The organism is Halogranum roseipondis (assembly GCF_059695585.1).
Genome location: NZ_CM185235.1, coordinates 1,725,135 through 1,747,732, shown reverse-complemented (window position 1 = coordinate 1,747,732; position 22,598 = coordinate 1,725,135). Strand labels below are relative to the sequence as shown.

18 protein-coding genes are annotated in these 22,598 nt (G+C 56.1%); 8 read left to right on the top strand and 10 right to left on the bottom strand.

All coding sequences use genetic code 11. The features are described 5' to 3' along the window. The first annotated feature begins 372 nt into the window (after nt 1-372). Nucleotides 373-801 carry a type IV pilin domain-containing protein gene (locus tag EOHIBHHM_RS09330; protein ID WP_497256779.1) on the top strand — a complete coding sequence of 143 codons (429 nt, stop codon included), beginning with the start codon at nt 373-375 and terminating at the stop codon, nt 799-801. Between the two features lie 329 nt (nt 802-1,130). Here the strand turns inward: EOHIBHHM_RS09330 and EOHIBHHM_RS09325 are convergent, their stop codons facing one another. Next, nucleotides 1,131-2,315 carry a homing endonuclease associated repeat-containing protein gene (locus EOHIBHHM_RS09325; RefSeq protein ID WP_497256777.1) on the bottom strand — a complete coding sequence of 395 codons (1,185 nt, stop codon included), beginning with the start codon at nt 2,313-2,315 and terminating at the stop codon, nt 1,131-1,133. Between the two features lie 1,327 nt (nt 2,316-3,642). On the opposite strand from EOHIBHHM_RS09325, the gene EOHIBHHM_RS09320 reads away from it, so the two are divergent. Next, on the top strand, nt 3,643-3,837 hold the full coding sequence (locus EOHIBHHM_RS09320) for a hypothetical protein (protein ID WP_497256775.1): 195 nt from the start codon (nt 3,643-3,645) through the stop codon (nt 3,835-3,837). A gap of 1,019 nt (nt 3,838-4,856) precedes the next feature. After that, nucleotides 4,857-6,137, top strand: a complete 1,281-nt coding sequence (locus EOHIBHHM_RS09315; RefSeq protein WP_497256773.1) for an RNA-guided endonuclease InsQ/TnpB family protein — start codon at nt 4,857-4,859, stop codon at nt 6,135-6,137. A 66-nt stretch (nt 6,138-6,203) separates the two neighbouring features. On the opposite strand, the gene EOHIBHHM_RS09310 is transcribed toward EOHIBHHM_RS09315, so the two are convergent. Beyond that, nucleotides 6,204-7,376 carry a patatin-like phospholipase family protein gene (locus EOHIBHHM_RS09310; protein ID WP_497256771.1) on the bottom strand — a complete coding sequence of 391 codons (1,173 nt, stop codon included), beginning with the start codon at nt 7,374-7,376 and terminating at the stop codon, nt 6,204-6,206. A 160-nt stretch (nt 7,377-7,536) separates the two neighbouring features. On the opposite strand from EOHIBHHM_RS09310, the gene EOHIBHHM_RS09305 reads away from it, so the two are divergent. The 3 genes from EOHIBHHM_RS09305 to EOHIBHHM_RS09295 all read left to right on the top strand — a co-directional run bounded on the left by EOHIBHHM_RS09305 (nt 7,537) and on the right by EOHIBHHM_RS09295 (nt 10,296). Next, the gene (locus EOHIBHHM_RS09305) at nt 7,537-8,199 is read left to right on the top strand and encodes an HD domain-containing protein (protein WP_497256769.1); all 663 of its coding nucleotides are present in this window, start codon (nt 7,537-7,539) and stop codon (nt 8,197-8,199) included. 140 nt (nt 8,200-8,339) lie between these two features. After that, nucleotides 8,340-8,810 carry a hypothetical protein gene (locus EOHIBHHM_RS09300; RefSeq protein ID WP_497256767.1) on the top strand — a complete coding sequence of 157 codons (471 nt, stop codon included), beginning with the start codon at nt 8,340-8,342 and terminating at the stop codon, nt 8,808-8,810. Beyond that, nucleotides 8,803-10,296: a sodium:solute symporter family transporter gene (locus tag EOHIBHHM_RS09295; RefSeq protein ID WP_497256765.1), complete on the top strand. Its 1,494-nt coding sequence runs from the start codon at nt 8,803-8,805 to the stop codon at nt 10,294-10,296. The genes EOHIBHHM_RS09300 and EOHIBHHM_RS09295 overlap by 8 nt, the downstream gene beginning before the upstream one ends. On the opposite strand, the gene EOHIBHHM_RS09290 is transcribed toward EOHIBHHM_RS09295, so the two are convergent. The 6 genes from EOHIBHHM_RS09290 to EOHIBHHM_RS09265 form a co-directional block, all read right to left on the bottom strand. Continuing rightward, complete coding sequence (locus tag EOHIBHHM_RS09290; RefSeq protein ID WP_497256763.1) at nt 10,286-10,747, bottom strand: hypothetical protein; 462 nt, start codon at nt 10,745-10,747, stop codon at nt 10,286-10,288. The genes EOHIBHHM_RS09295 and EOHIBHHM_RS09290 overlap by 11 nt on opposite strands. Further along, nucleotides 10,744-11,082 (bottom strand): AtuA-related protein, encoded by a 339-nt coding sequence (locus EOHIBHHM_RS09285; protein ID WP_497256761.1) that lies wholly within the window; start codon nt 11,080-11,082, stop codon nt 10,744-10,746. The genes EOHIBHHM_RS09290 and EOHIBHHM_RS09285 overlap by 4 nt, the downstream gene beginning before the upstream one ends. Next, nucleotides 11,075-12,424 carry an acyclic terpene utilization AtuA family protein gene (locus EOHIBHHM_RS09280; RefSeq protein ID WP_497256759.1) on the bottom strand — a complete coding sequence of 450 codons (1,350 nt, stop codon included), beginning with the start codon at nt 12,422-12,424 and terminating at the stop codon, nt 11,075-11,077. The genes EOHIBHHM_RS09285 and EOHIBHHM_RS09280 overlap by 8 nt, the downstream gene beginning before the upstream one ends. Beyond that, entirely contained in the window at nt 12,421-13,758 is a 1,338-nt protein-coding gene (locus EOHIBHHM_RS09275; protein WP_497256757.1) for a hydroxymethylglutaryl-CoA reductase, degradative, read from the bottom strand. The genes EOHIBHHM_RS09280 and EOHIBHHM_RS09275 overlap by 4 nt, the downstream gene beginning before the upstream one ends. Nucleotides 13,759-14,520: 762 nt before the next feature. Further along, complete coding sequence (locus EOHIBHHM_RS09270; protein WP_497256755.1) at nt 14,521-15,498, bottom strand: IS1595 family transposase; 978 nt, start codon at nt 15,496-15,498, stop codon at nt 14,521-14,523. Nucleotides 15,499-15,917: 419 nt separating this feature from the next. Continuing rightward, entirely contained in the window at nt 15,918-17,228 is a 1,311-nt protein-coding gene (locus EOHIBHHM_RS09265) for an aspartate aminotransferase family protein (protein ID WP_497256753.1), read from the bottom strand. Between the two features lie 339 nt (nt 17,229-17,567). On the opposite strand from EOHIBHHM_RS09265, the gene EOHIBHHM_RS09260 reads away from it, so the two are divergent. Continuing rightward, the gene (locus tag EOHIBHHM_RS09260; protein WP_497256751.1) at nt 17,568-18,980 is read left to right on the top strand and encodes an APC family permease; all 1,413 of its coding nucleotides are present in this window, start codon (nt 17,568-17,570) and stop codon (nt 18,978-18,980) included. 49 nt (nt 18,981-19,029) lie between these two features. Here the strand turns inward: EOHIBHHM_RS09260 and EOHIBHHM_RS09255 are convergent, their stop codons facing one another. Then, nucleotides 19,030-19,524 carry an Lrp/AsnC family transcriptional regulator gene (locus EOHIBHHM_RS09255; RefSeq protein WP_497256749.1) on the bottom strand — a complete coding sequence of 165 codons (495 nt, stop codon included), beginning with the start codon at nt 19,522-19,524 and terminating at the stop codon, nt 19,030-19,032. Nucleotides 19,525-20,809: 1,285 nt separating this feature from the next. On the opposite strand from EOHIBHHM_RS09255, the gene EOHIBHHM_RS09250 reads away from it, so the two are divergent. Continuing rightward, complete coding sequence (locus tag EOHIBHHM_RS09250) at nt 20,810-21,010, top strand: zinc ribbon domain-containing protein (RefSeq protein ID WP_497256965.1); 201 nt, start codon at nt 20,810-20,812, stop codon at nt 21,008-21,010. A 332-nt stretch (nt 21,011-21,342) separates the two neighbouring features. On the opposite strand, the gene EOHIBHHM_RS09245 is transcribed toward EOHIBHHM_RS09250, so the two are convergent. Then, the gene (locus EOHIBHHM_RS09245; RefSeq protein ID WP_497256747.1) at nt 21,343-22,593 is read right to left on the bottom strand and encodes a hypothetical protein; all 1,251 of its coding nucleotides are present in this window, start codon (nt 22,591-22,593) and stop codon (nt 21,343-21,345) included. Nucleotides 22,594-22,598: the final 5 nt, after the last annotated feature.

The following is a 22,598-nucleotide window of genomic DNA, read 5'->3' as shown; positions in this document are numbered from 1 at the left end:
GAGACAGTATTATTAGCTTGAATATCCCAGTATGGCAGACAGAATATATATCGGCGCGCGTTCAGGTTTCTCGGCCAGCGTCTTTATAAGTGATTGCTGGTGAGCGGAGAGTAACCTGTGATAGTTACCGGCATGTAAGGAAGTGGGGTAACTCGACGCTGTCTATGGATTTCGAAAGTTCCTTCGAAAATCTATATTCTGGAAATAAACACAGTCTTTATGTAGGTGCAGTTAGTTTTGGATGTTGAACACGTCACGAACGAACCACACTTCCCTACGCAATGCAGAGGGGCACTCCGGGGTCGACCCGTGCAGTCTGCCTCGGAGTGGGCTGGTGATGGGAGTCGTTTCAGGCGTGGGAGAAACAACACAATGCAAATCAGAAATCTGTTCAACAAAGAGGATCGTGCGGTCAGTCCTGTCATAGGTGTGATACTTATGGTGGCGATAACTGTCATCTTGGCGGCAGTTATTGGGACATTCGTACTCGGTCTCGGCGACAACATTCAGACGAACGTGCAAGCTGGTTCAACTGTTCAGACGAATGGTGTTGACCAAATTACGACGACGTTCGTTTCGGCGCAAAAGTCTGGGACCACGCTCACGATCGACTACAGTGGTGGCATTTCAGGCAGCCTTGATGCATCGAGTGAGACAGAGATAACCGATATCGGGAGCACCGCTGTCGCGACGCTTCCGAGCGGTAACTCTGGGACGGTAACGGTGACTGTGACGGCCCACAACGGCGATAGCCAGACAGTCATTATGACTAAAGAAGTCGAACTCGACAACACCGCATAATAGCGTTCCACACGCTCGATTTTTAACACACACATACCTAACCAACAAAGATACATACAGACCATACTACTACAGCGATTCAACTGAACCTACAAATCCGGCTCTTTGACGCCGTCATCGACTGTACGTCCGCCAAACCATCTGTTATTCAGAGGATGCCACACAATAGTTCTCAACCACCAGTATTCACAAACCCAACCGTGGATAAGACACACAACTGGTGGAATCACTGGACGACAAACAAATGGGGGCTGTCTAATCGCTGGGTAGCGGGTGTGAGACGTATTCTATGACACGCTCGTTATTCAAGCTATAGTTTGACTTCTCGGTTATATTCGAGATATAGACTCCCAAATTGTATGGTGATCACGACATAGTGTCACCAAATTATCCAGACAATTCGCATCCTTATATTCCTCGAACTTACGGAACTTAATTCGATGATGCACGTGAAGACTGCACCCGTAGCGTTCCCGATGATCAGCATCCGTCATTGAGCAGTTTGTATGTTGACATCGATACTGGTCACGACGGAGTGCCGCACGTCGCTGCGAGGGCCAATTTGGCCCATAGTAGATGTACTCACCTTCCGAATCTCCAATCCGATACGGCTCAAATCCTGCCTCCTCTAACGCTGCGCTCCATGTCCCGAATCGATAAACAAACGGTTCACGCGAAAATGATCCGTGTACTTCCATCTCCTCGCGTGTTGGAACACGACCTAACTCGGCAGCGAGTGCCTGCAGCTCGTCGATCAGTTCTTCTTCAGAGGCACGAGCGGGGTTCCAATCCCGATGTTCCAGCCCAGCAACGTCCCACGCGTTTGTCCAAGATCCGAAGGCTCGGAGGTATGCATCTGATGAGTGCTCTCCATGCTTGTCCATCTCAAACCGCGTTGGTGTGTGCCCGAGATCGTTAGCTAACTCTTGCAGCGACTGAATCAGAACGCTATCGCTGATGTTGTTCTGATGATTCGGAACTAGTCCAGCAGCCCGCAGTGCATCCTTCCACGAACCCCATTCGCGATAGTAGGGCCGTTGAGTAAACCGCCCATGCTCGTTCATTTCGATTTGTGTCGGTGACTTCTGCAACTCCTCAGCTAATTCCAGAACAGCCTCAATCAACTCCTCTTTCTCGATCCGCCGACTCGTCCGTCTTTCCTTCGACAACCCAGCGGCCTCTTTCGCCTCTCCCCACGATCCAAACGTCCGCAAATACGTATGCGCAGAATACTCGCCGTACTCGTCCATATCTTCAAACCGGGGTAGCCTGTCCAACTCCTCGTCCAGTCGCTGCAACTCCTCTACAAGCCGCTCTTCCGAAATCCCGTTCTCGTGATTCGTTCCCAACCCGGCAGCCTCAAGCGCCGCATTCCAACTGCCCCACTGCGTATAGTACGGCGTCGACGAGTGTGGGCCTTCCTCATTCATCTCCGTCCGCGTTGGCGTCTTCCCCAATTCCACTGCAAACGCTTGCAAATCCGCGATCAACGTCTCTTTGTCTCGTTTCGTCATTTGGGTTCCTCGCAGTCAGTGATGTTCATTCGAGCAGATCCGATCAGCTGCGCTGTGTGGGGTCAGGCCTCACCTGTCCACACAGAGTGGATAACCTGGCTAGCAGCGCTCGCTCTCCTCTCAGGATGCATCCACTCCCCTCTGGGAGCGAGAAACATGCCGTCCATCCACCCGCCGCTGGCGACGCTCCAAAACGGGGAACACGCATACATGTCGATTCGCTCGGGAAGTCCCTGGCAGCCACAGATGGCACACTCAATGAGTACAGTCATACAGCAGCCCCAGAGAGCGCATCGAATAGCCACTCAACAAGTGAACAGTCGTCGTATCGGCACTCATCCCAGTCGACGTGAGTAGTAGTGTACTCAACCCACCGCTCGATCTCCCGCGTGTGTTCGATGTGTGCGATAGTACCGTCGACGACGACCCATACCACCCCTAAAACGGCATCACAGTAGTGGAACCGTCCGTTCGCGTCTCGTCCGAGACAGTGTCGGTCGTCGGTTAAGACGTCAAGTTCTTGTCTGTCGAATTCGTGTTGCGACATGGTCTTACTCTGGCTGAGAAGACCAGTGCTCGCGTGCGACAACACGCGGGCGTTCTCTAATCCTGCAACGCCTCAAGGAACACGGCTTCTCTACCTTTGCATTATACTGCAAAGGGCATAAGTATTTCCTTTGCAGCTATCTGCACAGGACAAGAGGGATCAGTCAAACAGACTAATGCAGATGGCTGCAAAGGCCTTGCCAATGGCAGATCGTGACCGAGACACCGACTCCGGGCGCTATACAGAGACGTATCCACTGACCGCGTTTATTGAAGCACTCAAGTCACTCGGTGGTTCAGCCGGCACACAGGACGTCGCTAACGAAGTCGGCTGCAAGTATCGCACTGCGAACGCTAAATTGCATGAGCTGGATGACGAGGGGCGTGTGTCGTCACAGAAGGTTGGCAACGCATACTTGTGGACACTTGTTACCGATGAGTGACGATCGAAGTTGGGGTCCATTCGAGGATAGAGTCCTCGAAGTACTCGCTGGTAACGCGTCTGACTCGTACCAGCGAAAGACGCACTCGTGAATGTAGACTTACATGGGCAAGATCGAAGATGACATTGAGATGCTCAAAGAGCACAACCCGGGGTTACTCGAAGAACTCCGCGACGTCGTCTGCGAGGACTAAAAGAGAGTATCGTCGCCTCTGCGCACTTTCACTGAGACACAATCCAGAGCATGCCGTGTCGCGTACGCTGCGTGAACAGCTGTGCTCGACCCGTCACACGTCAACACACCGAATAACCGATACCACGCCTGAGGATTACCCCACTATGGCTGGAGGTCGTGGGCTACTCACAGAGCGTGAACGGGAAGCACTGGCTGGCGATGCATCTGATTTCTATCGCTACAAGACGCGGACGTACGTTCGACGGCGATTGCAGGAACTCGAGAAGGACGTCGAACGCTTGGAGGAACAAGACGAGCAACTCCTGGAAGAACTCCGCGACGTCGTCTGTGAGGACTAAGAGAGTCGGTCGCCGTTCCCTTCTCTCCCGTTCTCGACTTGCACTCTAAAGACTAGAGCCCTGCCAGACGTGCGCTACGGCCTCGTAGTGTGGCGTTCCCGCGGCGCCGATCACGACGCCGAAGCGATGGCGATGGCTGGGTGTGGAGTGGCAGTGCTCCCGTTCGATACGACCCGTCGGGGACCGGTTGAAGCGGAACAAAGAGCGGACAACGACAGCCAGTGGGCTCTCTGAGAGCACCGGGAAACGGACACAGCCCAGGAGAAGTTGAGAAAGGATGCACGAGGCGGGTCAGAGGCAATACCGCTGGCACCCTTCCATTCGTATCTATCTTAAAATAATATAATAATGCTTTGATCGCTATTATAATGGAGCAAATAAAGGTCGAAACGAGCAGGCAACGCCGAAGAAACGGGCTGGCCGAGAGCACTGCTGTACAAACAGATCTCCCGGCCGAAACACCAGACCACTCAAAGACCGAGAGCGTTCGATTGAGCAGGGAATCGTACGCTGGAGACACAGTCACGCCCTCGCAAGACTGCAGTCGGTTGTGAAACGCCAGGGGGAAGAACGCCACAGTGGTCCGGTCCTGAATTGCGGTGGCGCTGTCGCCCGCTGCGGTGTCGTCGTCGACAGGCTGACTGCCAGTAGCGGTGGGTCAGCTTCAGCATGCGACCGTCCGTTTGATTCGTCTGCCCGCGCCATCTCGAGGTCGATCACGTGGGTTTCGGCGGCGACGTACAGAGCGTGACCAGGACGCACTCGCCGGAGAGGCATCTCGCTCATACCAGCGAAAGACGCGCTCGTACGTACGGACTCACATTGGCAAGATCGGAGACAACGTCGAAGTGCTCACAGAGCACAACCCAGAGTTACAGAGATTCAAGGAGAATGCCTGACCCTTGAGGGTCAGGATGAATCCGACACTACCTTTCGCAGTCCACTGTTCGATAACACGGCAGGATATTCCACGCTGCATAATCCCTGTCTTCAAGTAATCCTACCGACATAGGTTATATATGGCGAAACAGGTCGTCACCCGCACCTACACTGCTTCCATACGGAACCAGTCACAAGTGCAAAACGACCTTGATTCGCTCGGGTTCTCAGCCTCAAAACTCTGGAACGTCGGACGGTGGACAATCAGTCGCGTCTGGGATGAAATCGACTACATCCCCGAACACGACGAACTCACCGCCTACCTCAAAAGCCACGACCGCTACGATGACCTGCATTCTCAGTCAAGTCAGCGAGTCCTTCAAGAACTCGCTGAAGCGTTCACCGGCTGGTACGGCAAACGACGCAACGGAGATACCAAAGCAAACCCACCAAAGTACCGCAAACACAACAACGAACACCCGCGAAGCACAGTCACGTTCAAAGACGCAGGCTTCAAACTCGACACCAAGTACAACCGCGTCCGACTCAACAAAGGCTCGAACCTCAAGGAGTACTGGTCGGACTTCATCCTCTGTGAGTACCAGACCCGACCCGACGTTGACCTCTCCACCGTGGAGAGCGTCCAACAGGTTCGAGTCGTCTGGACGGGAAGCGAGTGGGAACTACACTTCGTGTGCAAAGTCGAGAGCGAGGTTGCTGAATCACCTGGTGAGAAAACGGTGGGTGTTGACCTCGGTATCAACAACTTCGTCGCACTCGCCTACGAAAGCGGCCACAGCGAGTTGTACCCACTGAACTGCTTGAAGCAAGACGACTACTACTTCAGCAAGCACATCGCCCAGTGTGACGATTCGGACTCTGAGCAAGCCACGCGGTTGAACCAGAAGAAGTCGGGTCGTCGCACTCACTACTTCCACACCCTCTCAAAGCATATCGTCCAGCGGTGTGTTGAGGAGGGTGTTGGAACGATTGTGGTGGGAGACCTCTCCGGTATCCGTGAGGATGAAGAGAACGGCGAGTCGAAGAACTGGGGCAAGCACGGCAACCTCGACCTGCACTCGTGGGCGTTCGACCGATTCACATCGATGCTTGAGTACAAAGCCGAGATGCAGAGCATCACGATTGAGCGGGTGTCTGAGCGTGATACGTCGAAGTCGTGTTCGTGCTGTGGTCGCAAGCGTGACGGGAACCGTGTTGAGCGCGGCCTGTACGTGTGCGACGAGTGCGGGGCGGTGGCGAATGCGGACGTGAATGGTGCTGAGAATATTCGGCAGAAAGTATCTCTGAGTCCCGTCACGGATGGCGGTGATAGGAGTAACGGCTGGTTGGCACAGCCATCGACGTTCTTGTTTGACAAGGAAACTGGTGCGTTTGCACCTCAAGAACAGGTTACGTCGTAAACCATAATATCCCAACTCAGCGGTGCGGCGCCGTGGGATTCCTGCGTGTTCACGCGCGGGAGGATGTCAATCGACGAGGAGATACTGCTCGCTGTCTGGATTAGCGAGGAAGGTCGTCGCTTGACACACTCCCAGCTCCATTAAATCCTCAAGAAACGTCTCGTCGCGGTCGACTGCAGTCGAGGTGACGAGCTGTCGTGGAGGATCGAGTTGGGACTCATCGAGTGCGATTTCTCGAACGGTGATCTGTTTGTACTTCTGCTCTGCCTCGTCGCTAAAGACCCCGCTACGGAGCCACGTATTCACTTGGTCGATGAAGTAGAGCTCTTGCTGAAGCGAGAGGTTACCTGCAAGTTCGTTTCGGCGGTCGTGAATCGCTTCGAGTCCAGTGAGGCCTTCCGTGTGCGTCGTCGGGTTGAGGCGGATGACCCAGATCTCGTCGGGCTTCGCTGCGGCTGTCTGGGGGCCGGTCAACAAGTTTCGGATCGGCGGATTCTGTGATAACAAGCCATCCCAGTACGCATGGGTGACGTCACTGTCCCCAGGAAGGTCGACGGCGTCGAACAGTGGTGGCACCGCTGCGGATGCAAGTACAGCATCAATCGAGATCGGTCGCATGGGACTGTCAAGTTGGGGCGTTAGTGCCGGCTCGTTACTGGAGGGGGTTGGTGAGGGATCGGTGTTGGAGGGGGCGGTTTCAGGTCGATCGGTGAAGATATCGAAACTTCCGTCGGTGATATCGACAGCACTGACGAGAACAGTGGGCGTTGGGAGCGGTGGTTCTGCGTGCGCTGTGTCGACGATGAGATCTGCAAGTGGCGGTCCAGTGAGTTGGCCTTCGAGGGTCCGACACAGTCGTCGCTGTCCCTGTGCTGCGAGTGGATTGACAGCCGGACTAAGTTGCCACAGTGGGAACCCGTTGTTTCGAAGTCGTGATGACCAGACGACGCTCTCGTTGACCACCCGTTCAAGTGGAGTGGTTGCGGCAATATCGTTCCAAAATGAATCGAGTAACTGGCGTGCGTTGTCAGCACCGTCGGCTTCGTCGTCACCAATGCGAAGTCCATACCACGTGAGGACCGCACACATGGCGCCGCCGGAGGTGCCAGTGAGGGCAGTAATCTCGTAGTCAGACCCGTGTGCTGCGAGGAGTCGTTTGAGCACACCTGCAGTGAACGCCGAGTGACTCCCACCACCTTGGCACGCAATCGCGACGGTTGGGGAATGCTGCTTGCTCATTGAAATGCACGTACTCAAATCACCGACGTAAGTCGTGAAAAGTATGGACCCTACACAAATAGCGGCGGCCTGTACGCAAACGCGACCGCAGGCTACAGGGAAAGAGCGCTGCGCGTTTCAGAACCATCATGCAGCAGGATCGTGTCGTCTCGTCTAGTTCATGACACAGAAGTTAGGCCCGCGTGCACGAGAGCTATCGATTCCCTACTATGAGGAGGCCCTCCCGGCGCACGATCAGTTCCATGCCAAGCGAGTCCGTGACCTCGCACTTCGCTTAGCAGATGAATGTGCACAGACCGTTGAGAGAGACGTACTGGAGGCGGCCGCGTGGTTACACGATATTGGCCGGCCACGAGAACGAGTTGGGAAAATTGATCAGCATGGTGTATGGGCCGCACAGAAAGCGCCAGAACTCCTCGGATCCGAATTAGTCTCTGCCGCCCAACTCGAGGCGATCCAACACTGTCTTCGGACACATAGCATCCGGGTCAGTTCCCCAGAGCCCGAGACGATCGAGGCGAAACTGCTGTTTGATGCCGATAAACTGGAGGCAGCAGGCGCACGTGGACTCATCCGGTTGGCCTGTATCGTTGGCGAGCGCTCAGGGCGAGCCGGCGAGCAGTATGCGATCATCGACGATACCTCAGTGTCCGAAATACCCTCGGAGCTGCCCGATATCACCCTCGTACAAAAGTGGGCACGTGAGCGTCTTGAGAAGCTGTATACGGAACCGGGACGTCGGCTTGGTGAGTCTCGCTGGCAATTTATCGAGGAGTTCTTCACGCAGTTCGAGCGAGAGATCGGGCGTGATGGCGTGCAGTAACTCGGGGACAATTTGTCACGCACGACTCGGCTGATGCAACGAAAGCAATGAGACCTGCTCTGTCCTGTCATCGCGCCGAACAGCATGAATCAACAGTAACTTCTTTTAGGTGTCAGCAAAATCGTGTGACGGGACCACACATGACAGACTCTGCAAACTCGAATCGAGTAATCCTCGCAGCGTTGGCGACACTTATCGTCATGCTCGGGGCAATGTTGCTTGGAGGGACAGCCGGTCAAGTTGTCTTCTCATATACCATCATCACCTTCTTCGGACTCTATTTGTTGCTCGGAGTCCAGTCGACGGCCGAACGCTACGAGTGGACACCGTTTCTCACACTCGCAGGGGCCCTCGTCGGTGTATTAGCTGTCGTCTTCACTGCACTCTGGTACTTCCATTTTCAGAATCCAACGTACACAGACCCAACATATTGGCTGGGCTTCCCGCGAGCGACAGCAGTTGTCGTGTATGCGCTGTGGATGCCGCCGGCACTGCTGTTGATGTTCGCCTACCCCTACCTGTTTGAGCGGTTCATCTGGCACGAAGATCAGGCTGAACGCTTCGAGCAGATGGAGCGTACTCCAAGTCCGGCCGCGACGGGGGATGACTGAACTGATGGCTGTTGATTACATCATCGCTGGCATCGTCGGCCTCTATCTGGTCGGGATGCTTGCGGTCGGGGTGTGGGCGACACGAGAAACGAATAGTACGGCTGATTTCCTCATCGCCGGGAAGCGATTTGGAATCTGGGCGGTTGCCTTCTCGGCATTCGCCTCGATTATGAGTGGGTTCGGGTTCATCGGCGGCCCGGGATTGTTCTACCAGGGAGGGTATGCATTCCTGTGGATTGCCATCGCTGCCCCACTTGCGTTCCCAATCTCGTGGTTCGTCCTTGGCAAGAAAATGCGACTCATGGCCGAGGTTCGTGAAATCCTCACGATCCCGGATGCAGTGTATGCACGCTACGATAGCAACGCAGTGCGTGGTCTGACCGCTGTGTCAGTTTTGCTTGGAGTCATTTCCTATCTCGCCGTGCAACTGAAAGCGATGGGCTTCGTGCTGTCGGAGATTATCGGCACGAGTCAGTTTGTCGCACTGCTGATCGCAGTCGGTGTCATCGCCGTCTACACGGTTGGTGGCGGGATGATTGCTGGCGTCATGACGGACCTCGTTCAGGGCGTCGTGATGGTTATTGGGAGTATCGTCGTCTTCGTGATAACGCTCAACTATGGTGGCGGACTTGAGCAGATGAGCAGTGATATCGCAGTGAACGACCCGACGTTTGCCGGTGCCTTCGGGAGCTTCCCGGTGATGCTCGTGCTCTGTTGGTATTTCCTGTTCACGATTGGGAACTCCGGACAACCGCATATGGCGCACAAACTATACATGATTCGTGATGTGAAGCTCCTGAAGTGGGGAGCACCCATCGCGGGTCTGTCGTACTTCGCGTCGTCGCTGATGATGCTCGGCATTGGAATCAGTGTCAGAGCAAGTGTTGAGACTGGTGGTATTGCGGCGCTTGAAAATGCGGACGCCGCTGCTCCATACTTTTTGACGAACTTCACGCCCCCGGTGATTGCGGGTGTCGTATTTGCAGCAGCACTCGGTGCCATCATGAGTACGAGTGATGCGTTCATCAACATCGGGGCAGCCAATATGGCACGAGATATCCCGGAGAGTCTTGGCTACGAGTTTACGTCAGATAGTCAGGAACTGTGGGCACACCGAATTGCTGCAGCGAGTATCATCGTCGGGTCGCTCTTGTTAGCGTACTACGCACAGATTCTGGTCGGGTTGCTCGGTGTCGTCGGCTGGGCACTGTTCGCGAGCGCGATTGTTCCGCTGCTCGGGATTGGTCTCAATTGGGATGGTGCATCACGAGAGGGGGCCGTCGCTGCCGTTGCTGTCTCGCTCGTGTTGAATCTTGGACTTGCGGCAGCTGGTGAGTTCGTCGGATTTGCACTGCCAAATGGTGTCGTCATCGGTGCCTTCACACTTGTCGTGTCTTCGATCACGCTCATCGTGGTGAGCTTCATGACGTCCTCGAGTGCCCGTGAACAGATTGCGACGGATATCCACCGCGTCGTCACCAGCTAAGCGGCCCGCTCGTCTCTTCGATTTGTATTTCGTCCGTGAACTGCATCTCGAGCCGTGCAGCCAGCGATGTGGTGTCGTGCGACCGCTCGGGGTGATAGAACTCGTAGGACTTCGATGGAGTCTCGATGATCAGCCTCGGCTTGAACAGGACTGTTCCGCTGCGGAGTTCGAGACGGGTTACATCAGCCGTGTCGATAGCAAAGCTCCGATCGTTGGCGAGGAGTTTCTCGGTCGGTGCATCGCGCAGGGTCTTCCCGATTCGTGTCGCTTCTCGCTCTCGACCGTCGCGACGGAGCAGGAATGATTTGAATGACTCCTCGGCGTACGCTGCGTAAATGCAATCGCGTTCGAAGAATAATTCGTAGTGCTCGAATGTCTGTGGACGGATGCGATACCATTTGCTGGCCCACACACGGTCATCTTGCGTCGCCGATTCGGATGCATCGCTCATTGGTCTGTCGTCGCGGGAAGCTCACACGCTAACAGCAACGCTGCGTACGTTTTCCCTTGAGTATCGTAGCGGAGGCTCATCTGTCCACCACCGTCGAGGGCCTGTGTCCCGACGAAGTTGAACGCCTGAATATTCTCGAGGCGATAGCGGGTGACATCGCCGTCGATGATCCCCTCGAAGTGAGCTGCAACACGCGCTGCAGTGAGTTGTGCTTCGAGGCGCTCAAAGGCAGCCTCGTCGGTGGCGATGACGCCGATATTCACGCGATTGCCTTTGTCACCGGAGCGGGCGTGTGCGAGTTCACCCACCGTCGTTGGCTGGGCCCACTCACTCATAGAGAGTCACCTCTGGACTAATGGACTCGCGTGGGACGAGCGTTGGCCACGTGTCAATGATTGGTTGTGGTCGTGGCCGACCACCATCAGTGAGGCCAGTGACGCTCGGGGGACCCGCCATCGACAGTGGTGCAAACTCCATCCCGAGACGCCGTAGAGAATCCTTGTCGTGACTTCGTGCTCCAAAGCGGAGCAAGATCTCGTTGTACTCCTCACGGTCGGGTGCTGCTGGGCCGTGTGTTGCATCGTAACCGACATACTCGGCGTTAGTCGCGTCGATAGCCAACTCCAGCGCTTCGATTCGCTGTTCGAGCAGTTCAGTTGCTTTGCGTGCCTTTGTGAGCGCGTTGGGACGGGAGTACAGCAACTTTCCGTTCAGCTTGTAGCCGTTCTGATAGTGAACCGTCGCCTTGTACTGAGCTGGTCGTTCGGTCCCCGTGACCGCTTCGACGCGAACGGCATTGTCTCGAACTTGTGAAATAGTGGGACTGGTGAAGTCAGCGTGGACGTCCGGTGTTGTGTATGCTGTTGGGTCGCCAATCTCGTAGATGAGTTGCTCTTTCACCGTCTCGGTGCTCACGCGACCGCCCGTTCCTGGCGGCTTGGTAATCGTGATGTCGCCAGCCGACGTGACGTCTGCGATTGGATATCCGAGGTTCTCGAAGTCGATGGATTCCCAGTCGCCGAGGAAGTTGCCACCAGTTACCTGTGTGCCACACTCAATGAGATGACCAGCGACGACGCCACTCGCAAGACGGTTATAGTCGTCTCTGGACCACCCGTGTTCGTGGATGAGTGGTCCGAGGGTAAGCGCTGGGTCGACGACACGACCCGTGATGACGATATCGGCGCCAGTATCGAGTGCCGCTGCAACTGGGAAAGCACCGAGATACGCAACTGCGGTGACGACCTCGTCGACGATCGTCTCGAAGGATTCCCCAGTGTCCAGGTTTTGGAGTGACGTAGCCGAGTTAATCTCTTCAAGTGAATCGGTAAGGGTGTCACCAGTGACCGTCGCAACGGTCACATCAAGGTTGTTTTCGGCTGCAATTGCTCGAACTTGCTGTGCACACGCTTCGGGGTTGATGCCGCCAGCGTTCGTCACGACTCGAATCTCTTGCTCAAGGAGCTCCTTGAGATGTGGCTTGACGACGAAGCGAATGAAATCAGTCGCGTATCCCTGATCTGGATCCGACTCTTGGAGCCGAGCGAGGACGCCCATCGTCACTTCTGCCAGATACTCTAATTGGAGATAATCGAACTCGCCGGTTTCGAGGAGCCGTGTAGTCGCATCCGGGTAGTCCCCCCAGAAGCCAGCCCCATTCGCGATTCGGATACTCATTGAAGCTCGTCGGCGATAGCTTCGGCTCGATCTTGGCGAATCGCTTCTTCGGCGACCATCTGGGCTGCAACCTCCTCGACGAGGTCTTCAGGGACACCTGCTTGGATAGCGATGTTCTTCGCGTGGAGACTCATGTGCCCTGATTGAATTCCCTCTGAGACGAGTGCCCGAAGACCGGCATAGTTCTGGGCTAATCCGACTGCGGCCATCACGCCAGCCAGTTCGTCTGCGGACTCGACATCCAGGAGTTCCATCGCTGCCTGCGCAGTGGGATGAAGCCTCGTCGCTCCCCCGATAGTGCCAACCTGCATCGGAATCTCGATGCTGCATGCGAGACACCCCTCCTCATCCACTTCGTAGCTGGTGAGTGGGCCATACCCGCCTTGGGCAGCATATGCATGCGCTCCTGCTTCGATTGCTCGCCAGTCGTTGAACGTCGCCGTCGCAACGGCGTCGATGCCGTTCATGATTCCCTTGTTGTGAGTTGCCGCTCGATAAGGATCGGCGGCGGCAAAGGCCCACGCGTCGACGATGCGGTCACGGACTTCAGGGCCAGTAAGGTCAACATCCGAAGACGTGAGCACCGCTGGGTCGAGCCGACATCGGGCGCGAGCAAGGCGGCGGTCGGCAAGATTCGAGAGAATACGGAGTGAGACGTTCCCATCGGTGAGTCGTTCGATTTCTGGGGCGAGTGCTTCTGCCATCGTGTTAACGGCGTTACCGCCCATCGCATCCCGCACGTCGACGACGAGGTGTGTAATGACCATCTGTCCTGTCGGGGTGTCAATGACGCGAACCTCGAGGTCTTCACAACCGCCGCCGTGTTCGACGAGGACCGGGTCCTGCTCGTTTGCGAGCTCGAGGAGGGTCTCTTTCTCATTGAGAATCCGAACCTTGGCAGCATACGGATCTGCGACATTAGTGGCCTGTATCTGTGAGATCATAATCGGTCCCGAGACGTTAGTCTCGAAGCCACCAGTCTCTCGTGCCATCAACGCCCCATAGGACGCTGCGGCGACGACGCTCGTCTCTTCGACAGCCATGGGGACCAGTTTGTCGGAGCCGTCGATAACGAAGTTCGTCGCGACACTCAACGGATATTCAATCGTTCCGATGACGTTCTCGCTGACGTTGTCGGCTGCATTGATTCCGAGGCCCACCTTGTCAAGTGCTGACTCGGCATCTGCTGAGAGGTTAGCACGGTCTGCGATAGTTTGCAAGCGCTCTTCTGGAGATTGCTTGTAGAAACCCGTGATACGAGAATTCATGACATGAACCGTGTCTGAGTGGGATAGTAAATAATTACTGCAATCAAGAGTGTTCGTCTCACTCACAAAGGTATCAAGACGGGCTGGCCAAGAGCAGTGCGGCACAAACAGGACCTGCCGGCCGAAACACAGACGTACTCAAAGATCGAGAGTGTTCAATCAAGTAGTTGGTCACGCGCTTCGGACACAGTCACAACCTCTCAACAGCCACAGACTGCACGAGGTTGTGAAACGCTAGGAAGGGAAAGAACTCTGCAGTGGTCCAGAATTGCGTTGGCTAGGTCGTCATCTTCGTTGCCGTCGTCGTCGGCATACCGACTGTCAGTAGCGATGGGTCATTTCTCTCATGTCGACTGTCGTCTTGTCTCTTCTTTCCACGCGATCTCGGTCGGTCACGCGATGTGCATAGTAATGAGATGAACAGCGACTACCGCTCGAAGGAACTATTTATATAGAAAATGTTATCAAGTGCTAATCGAAGCTACAGATATGACATCTCTCGGACCGAAACTACTTGTCATCCTCTCGCTCACCTTGTTCCTCGTCGGTGGGATCGCGAGCAATCTGCTGTTCTGACCTCCAGTGTGTTCCCAATCACGGGATGAACCTGCACGTTGTCTGGGAGAGTCGCAGCAACCGTGCGAGAGGCCGTGCTTGTACACCCGTAGATGCGACTTAGCTTCAGCTGATGAGCCCCTCACTACGACCGCAGAGACCAACCCTGGCGCCGGGAATACGCGATCAGAAACGAGAGTGCTGCAACCAGCGACACGAGAGCACCGAGCACTGCAGCGACCCGCGTGGTGTTATCCATAAAAGCGAACGCTCTTATGTAGAACTCAGGAGTGACCCTGTAGCAAGGCAATCGACGACGATTTCGAGAGATGCGCCGACGAGGTTCAACGAGCGAATGAGTCCGAACGTGTGAGCGGCCTGCTCCAAGCCTTGCTTGGACAGGCCGCGGAACTTCCGCAGCCACGGTTTGACCAGTGAGAAGAGACACTCAACCTGGTTGATGTGGACGCCGTCGGCGGAAACGTACCGTTCGTCGTGGACAACGATTCGATGGTCGTACTCCATTCGCCGGTACGCTTGGAGACCGTCGGTCCAGACCTCTCCCAGCGGTTGGGAGAGGTCTTCAGCCTCCTGCATGACCGGCGCTAAGTCCGTTTCAAAGTCGATTCCAAGATGACCGCGAATCACCCGCAGCACGTCGCGGCAGGCCGCGACGAGCGTGATTTGATCACCGTGACGCCCCTTCCATCGTGAGCGCCCCGATCGGGATGACCCGCCGCGGTAACGGCTGTTCCGCGGCGGGTCTTGGCCTTTGTAGCCTGAACACACCGTGCTCGACTCGTCGACTTGCGTTGGCCCAGAGATAGCGTGTTGGAACTGCTCCCAGACGAGGGGGAAGCCGCGCGTGACCGCGGCTTCCACCTCTCGGATCGTGTAGTAGACAGTCTTGTACGCCCTGTCGAGCACAACCGCAATTTGAGAGATACTGAGCAACGTATCCGCATAGAGGAGGTACGTGAGAAGCACCTCACCGCAGGAGAGGTGCTTCTCGTGAAAGGGTGTCCCATAGGTGTAAACCGGTTTGAAATCGCAGTTTCGGCAGATAACGCGATCGGACGATTCCCACGTGTGGATGCTGGGATGGTCGCAGCGAGGACACGTGGTATACTCCCAGAACTCCTTGAGTCGCCGCTCGATGCCGGCATCGAGCGGCTCGGTGTCCAACTCGAACAATCCAATATCGACGAGCTGGCGAAGCATCCCACCGAACGCGGGCTGAGTCTGAGGCATAACCTCAAGTTTTCGGCTCGCTCACCGTAACTACACGGTCGTTCCGCAGCTCTACACAAGAGCGAAAGCGAATAACGAAGCGATCAAGAGAAACGATATCCAAATCGCCGTTATCGCAGTCCGTTTCGAAGTCATACGTTTTGCTACCAAGTTGTCATATAAATGACTTTCTACAGATGAGCAAGTCTAGTGCCTCGGGGCTTTACCCTAAGGCGGTTCACACTAGGCTCAGTTTGGTGAGGACAGGGCAGAGGACGTATCGACAGCTTGCACCACAAGTCTCGTATCTCAGACGCAGAGAAGTGGTAATTCGAGCGAGATCCGATCTCACTCCGTACATCCAGATAGAGAAGAGGATTCGATAGTGGCAAAAATCCAATCCTTAGCTTCTCTCAGTTGATGAGCTGGTGGTGCTCAGCTCAGCTGAGGTCGTCTAGCGCGGTCCGAACTGCGTCAACGGCCTCGCCGAGTTGATCCTGTGAGATCGTCAGTGGGGGCTGGAAGCGCATCACGTTCTTGTAGTAGCCGCCGACGCCCATGACGACGTTCGACTCCTCGCGAAGATGCTCGCCAACGGCGGCCGCGAGTTCCTTGTTCGGGCGTGGCGCAACGTGCTGTGGGCCACTCGTCCCTGGTTCGATAAGTTCGATACCCTGCATCAAACCGAGGCCACGCGTCTCGCCGACGACCTCATAGTCGGATTCGAGCGTATCGAGTTCACTTGAGAGCCACTCACCGTTTTCGCGGGCGTTTGCTACGATGCCGTTTTGGAGCTCATCGAGAGTCGCCAACGCGGCTGCGCAGGCAACGGGGTTGCCACCAAACGTTGAGAGATGATCGCCAGATCCGAACGCGTCGGCGATCGCTGTCGGGGCGGTGAATGCACCAAGTGGGAGGCCATTCGCGATGCCCTTTGCCTGCGTCAAGATGTCCGGTTCGACGTCGAAATGGGTGCTAGCGAAGAGTTCGCCAGTGCGGCCGTAGCCGGTTTGGACTTCATCAGCGATGAGAAGCGCGTCGTGATCGTGAGCAATTTCTTGGACACGCTTGAGCCACGCTTCAGAGGGCACGATGATTCCAGCCTCGCCCATGACGGGTTCAACGATGACCGCTGCGAGATCACCGCTCGTATGCGAGCCGATGACTCGTTCGAGAGCGTCGGCACAGTCAGCACCGCAGGTGTCGCCGTCACAGCGAGGACATCGGTAGGCGTATGGCGGCGCCGTGTGAGCAACGTCGTTGAGTGTGGGTGCCATGTCCTTCTTGTAGGCCGTATTCCCCGTGAGGGCGAGACTTCCAAGGGTACGGCCGTGAAAGCCCATCTCCAGAGAGATGACTTCTTTGGAGCCAGTGTACTTTCGCGCGAGTTTGATGGCTCCCTCGACCGCCTCTGTCCCGGAGTTACAGAAGAACGTTTTTTGGAGGTCGCCAGGCGTTACCTCGGCGATGGTCTCGGCGAGATCAGCGACCGGCTGGTTTGGGTGAACATACGAACAGCCGTGGACGAACTCTTCTAGCTGCTCGGTTGCGGCTGCAACGACGGCTTCGTTGCCATGACCGACGTTCGTCACCGAGATCCCAGAGAACACGTCGAGGTACTCATTGTCATCGAAGTCTTCGAGCGTGCAACCCGAGGCCCGCTTGACCGGGACGTTCAGCGATTTCCAGATGGGCATGACGTGGTTATCGTATGCCGACTCGACAGATGAATTCGTCTTCTGTCCACTCATGAAATCGTAGACTAAACTGTATTCTAATAAAGTATTCTATATGGGATTCAGTCCGATCGATTAGTCGGTTTTCGAGAGGAGGTAGACACTACGAGAGGTAGCCATGTTCATTTGAGAGTTTCAATGGCGGTACCTGATCTCAGTGAGCGGATCAGAATCGGTCGGTTTTTCTGTCGCTTCGGGGCAACTGCTATTCGAACCGTATTCTGGCAGGAGATCCTCGTTAAATCACCGTACGAGATGTTGTTCTAGGCACTGCGTTATTCTTGGATGGTGTTCCTAATTGCCACAATATATTGAACACAGTAAGGTATATAGCAGCGAAGTTAGAACGTGGGGATGTCAATCACAATCATGACTGGTGAACTCTCACGCGTGCTTTCCAAGCGCGATGTGTTCGTACTCGCACTTGGGGCGATGATCGGCTGGGGTTGGATCGTACAGACGGGCTATTTCATCGACCAGAGTGGCGTTACTGGCGCCATCTCAGCGTTTGTTCTCGGTGGGCTCATGGTGAGTGTCGTTTCGCTCATCTACGGCGAACTCGCCTCGGCGATGCCGTTCGTTGGTGGCGAGCACGTCTACAGTATGCGGGCGTTGGGCCCGGCCGGGTCGTTCGTTTGTACGTGGGCGATAATTTTCGGTTACATTAGCGTTGTCGCGTTCGAGGCGGTTGCACTGCCAAGTGCCCTCGCGTACATCGTTCCCAATTTCAACGTCTTCGAACTCTGGACGGTCGCTGGCCAACCTGTGTATGGAACGTGGGTCTTCACAGGCGTCGTCGGTTCCGCCGTCATCACATATCTCAATTATCGAGGAGTTCGCCCGGCGGCGCAGTTCCAGGCGATTCTCGCACTCATCATCACGTTATCGGGACTGACGCTCCTTCTCGGCGCACTGTTCAACGGCACCTCACCGTCAACCCCGCCATTCGCGAACGCCGGTCTCAGTGGTGTGTTTACGGTCGCCATTATGACCCCATTCATGTTCGTCGGCTTTGACGTGATTCCACAGGCTGCCGGTGAGGCTGATGTGTCACCGAAGCTGCTCGGCGGGCTCATCGGGCTCTCGGTCGTCTGCGCGGCCGCCTTCTACATCGCGGTCATTTGGGCGGCCGGACAAGTGGCTACAGGTACGACGCTGGTCGAAAGCTCTCTTCCCGCGGCGACGGCGATGGAAATCGCATTCTCGAGTAAGGCCATCGGTCGGATCATGGCACTCGCAGGTCTCGCAGGCATTCTCACGAGTTGGAACGGCTTTGTCCTCGGTGCCAGCCGAGCGATTTACGCGATGGCCGACTCGAAGATGCTTCCTGAGTCGCTCGCGACGCTTCACGACGAGCACAATACGCCGTCGACGGCGATTCTGCTTGTCGGGGGACTGGCAGCGCTCGCACCGCTGTTCGGCGAGCAGATGCTCGTGTGGGTCGTCAACGCCGGCGGCCTCGGCATGGTGACCGCGTGGCTCCTCGTCGTCATCTCATTCCTCGTGCTTCGATACCGCGACCCTGACTTTGAGCGACCGTTCAAACTCCCTGCTGGCTACGCTGTTGGAGCTGTTGCGCTGTTGTTAACGATTTTCTTCGTCGGTCTCTATCTCCCTGGGTCGCCTTCGGCGCTGGCGTGGCCCTATGAATGGGTGATGGTTGGCGCGTGGGGTCTTCTTGGTGCTGTCTTACTCGGAATCGCCGGTGGCCTCCCGACCCGGACGGAAGCAAAAGCGCATCTAAGTGCTCAACAACTCGAAGATTGAAGCGGACCGACCGTGATGGTGGTTAGTGGTCGGGACGGAAGCAACCATGTCAGGACACATTTGGAAGGAGCGCATCTTTCAGTTCTTCGAGATCGTAGTCGTTGAATGGGTTTGGTTCGTCTTTGATAGTCGTGATGACGAATGTCGAACTCGTCCGTGAGATCTCATCGATCTCTTCGAACTCTGAAATGAGATCTTCGACCATTGCTCGGGAGGCGAGATGGGAAATCAGGACAAAGTCGGTGTCGCCAAGGGTGAAGTAGACCTGATTGACGCCGGGGACGTCACCGAGTTTATCACCGACTTCCTCGTGGTATTTCGAGCCATATTCAGCCCGGACCTCTGTGATAAGTGTGAGGTTCAAGCCGGCCTTCTCGAAGTCAATGTCGAAGATGTCGTTTTTGATAATTCCGTCTTCCTGTAGTTTCTCAAGACGATAATGAACGGTCGACTTCGGAATACCGGTCTCTTCGGTTATCCGGTCTGGGCTCCCTGATTCGAGCGTCCCAATTGCTTTGAGAATTCGAATATCCTTCTCGTCCATGAACCATTGTCAGAAGTGCAGAGATATTATTGTTCTGTGTCCAACCTTCCGTGGAGTTCTCGGAGAATGGATGCGATGAGTGCGGACATAACGCAGCTAGATGTTGTCCTCACGAGAGTCGCCGTGAAGACAGTTATATCTGCATATCGTCGGGCGCTGACGGTCCAGTTGAACGCCTTTCGCTCGTATTCGCAAACTCGTAACCGAAGTCAGAGAGGCCGCTCTATCCGATCGACAATTTCCCTCGCAAGAGCGTCGCAGGGTTGTTGTTTCCACAGTCGTGATCGTGGTTCTCACCGCTATTCGCGTTCTCTGTGGTTGCGTGGGCCTGCTGGACGTTTTTGTTCACTTTGAAGTTGACCTGTTGTGCCGTCGTCTATCGCAACAGCAATCGCAGTGAACTGGTCGTTGATGTTGAGCTGTGACACGAACTGGAATTACGCAATGTCACCCTCAGCTACCTGCTGAGTAGTCTGACTGTTGCCCCTTTCGTAGGCGACTGCCCAGGTGTCGTCGCTTTGATGCCTGTTCTAGTCAAGACTTCACACGCTTTTGACTGGCCAGTATCGATATTGAGCACAGTTGTCTCGGCAATCTGCGCGTTAAACCAGAGAACATGATCTCTCATTCTGTTCAAGACTACGTTTTCAAAGGCCCTATTCAGGTGGCCGAGAAAGTAATAGATATGCCTGAGACTGCCTATTGTGCAATATGCAAAGAAGAGCAAGAAATTGTGAAGACGGTATCGTGGCAAGCAGACACGTGTGCTGTGTGTGGGAACAATATTGAACCCCTTCCAGCCTGAGACCCACTTCGAGAGTCGTAACGCCCTTGTCTCGGGAATGGGGCTTCCGACGATCGGTACCGTCTAGTCACTCGACCTGTAGTGGGACTCGTGTGTAAACTACCCCGCCCTACTCGCTCCCTCCCGCCTTGCGGCGGTCGGTCACTGCTTGAGGGCGGAGCTTTACCGCAACGACATTGTGCCCCGCGACCCCATGCATGAACGCGGCCCGGCTTCCTCTTCTCGTCCACGATTCGGGCGGGGGCTTTCAGGCCCGCCTTCGACCGTCCACGTAGATTGTCCCGCCGATTTAATTCCCGGTGTTCTCGTGCTCTACCCCAAGCGGGGAACGGGAGTCGGACCCGTTCGCGGTCGTCGTTCCCGAGTACAGGGCGAGAATACGACCTCGTAGCCGTGGAGGACTTGGACGCGAAGGGTTTGGTCGAACTCCTTGGAAACTCTCGGAACCGCGCTGGTGCGGCGTGGAGAACGTTCCTGCGAATGCTCGAATACAAGTGTGAACGTGAAGGAATACACTTCGTCGCGGTGAATCCGAGTGGGACGACCAAAGAGTGTACGGTGTCTCGACCGAGAAACCGCTGTGGGTGCGTGAACACTCGTGTCCGGCGTGCGGGTTTGAGACGGAGAGAGACGCGAACGCGGCGTGGAACATTCTTTCTCGCGGCATCAAGAAGCGGTTAGGAGCGGGACGCTCCAAATCAACGCCTGTGGAGACTGCGCTCCCTGTGGACACCTCGGTGTCTGCAAAGCGCGTCGTCGAAGTAGGAAGACCCATCACCAGAAGTCAGAGACTTCTGGTTAGCAGTCAGAACTCTTCGAGTTCTGACGACACCCTCAAGCGCGAGCAGTCAGGCGAGCGGTAGGGTGAGGTAGTTCACAGTACTGCTTGACTGAGAACACTCACAACAAAAAGAGCCAGTAATGAGAGGATGACAAGCAGTTTTGGTCCAATGGGTCTCATACCGAGGAAATAGTATGGGATATGATAAGTGTTTACTTTATCCTCTCCTCACTCACGACGACGATTCGAGGAGGTCGAGCTTCGCGACGAACCCGTCAGTCTCGCCGTCGTACGTTGCAGAGTCAGTGTAACCAGAGATGGCGACGAACCCGTCGGCTGTCGTCGTGATGGCGTGTGGGATCTCCGGGCGCTCGGTACCGAACGAGTCCGTCCAGAGCCGGTCACCGCTCTCTTCGATCCCACCGAGCCAGAGCAACGGCCCAATCACGTCGGTACTGCGCGTCCCGACGAACGCGTAGCCGTTCTCGGTCGCAGTGATGTCGTCTGCGGTGTACTCTTCGCCCTCTCGTCCGTACGTCTGTCGCCACAGCACGTTCCCTTGTAGGTCCGTCCGCACGAACAGTGCGTCCGTCGTGAACGCGTCCGCCGCCGTGGTCGTCCCGGCCAGCAGATATCCGTCGTCGGTCGAGATACAGTCGGCGAGACGGCTGTCTTCGCCCACCGAATACGTCCGTCGCCACTGCTCTCGTCCCGACCCGTCCGTCTTGATCAAGAGGAACTCGTGTGTGTCGTCCTCGTGGGTGACCGTCCCGGCGAGGAGGTACCCCTCGTCGGCTTCCACGAGCGAGACCGCTTCGACGACCGGACCGCCGCCGTAGGTGGTCGTCCACTCGACATCGCCCTCGGCACCGAGCGTCGCGAGTGCAGCCCTGTCCGCTGCGACGCCAGCGGCGGCGTACCCGCCATCGGCCGTCTGGATCACGTCGTTCGCGTGGTCGTCGGTACAGCCGCCAACGTGGAACCGTCTGGTCCACCGTTCCTCACCGCGTGGTCCCGTCTCGACGACGTAGAATCGGTCGTACGCCTCGCCAGCCGTCCGCGTCCGGCCGCAGAGGACGTATCCCTCACTCGCCGTTCGCGTACCTCCCGCGACGCTGTCGATTCTCGCATCTCCGAGCAGTTCGGTCCACTCTTTTTCGCCACCAGCGCTCCAGCCGTACTGCAGCGCTTCCGACCCACCGTCGACAGCGGCGAGCCCGAGCGTCGTGACCCCGCCGTCGACTGTCGGGATGGCGTCGCGGAACTTCTCGCGTCCGTCTCTGTCGCCGGTACGGTACCAGACGACGTCGCCCCCTCCCCCGAGGACTGGCGAGGAGGGCTCACCGTCGCTGTCGGGTGCTGCCGCACTGGGGGTGGTCCCAGCGGCCGCCAGCAGCCCGAGGACGCTTACGCTGCGGACCACGTCCCTTCTGTTCACTTGTAATTCGGTCTCCGTCGCCGTCTCGTCGTCGTGTCCTGTCATGGTCT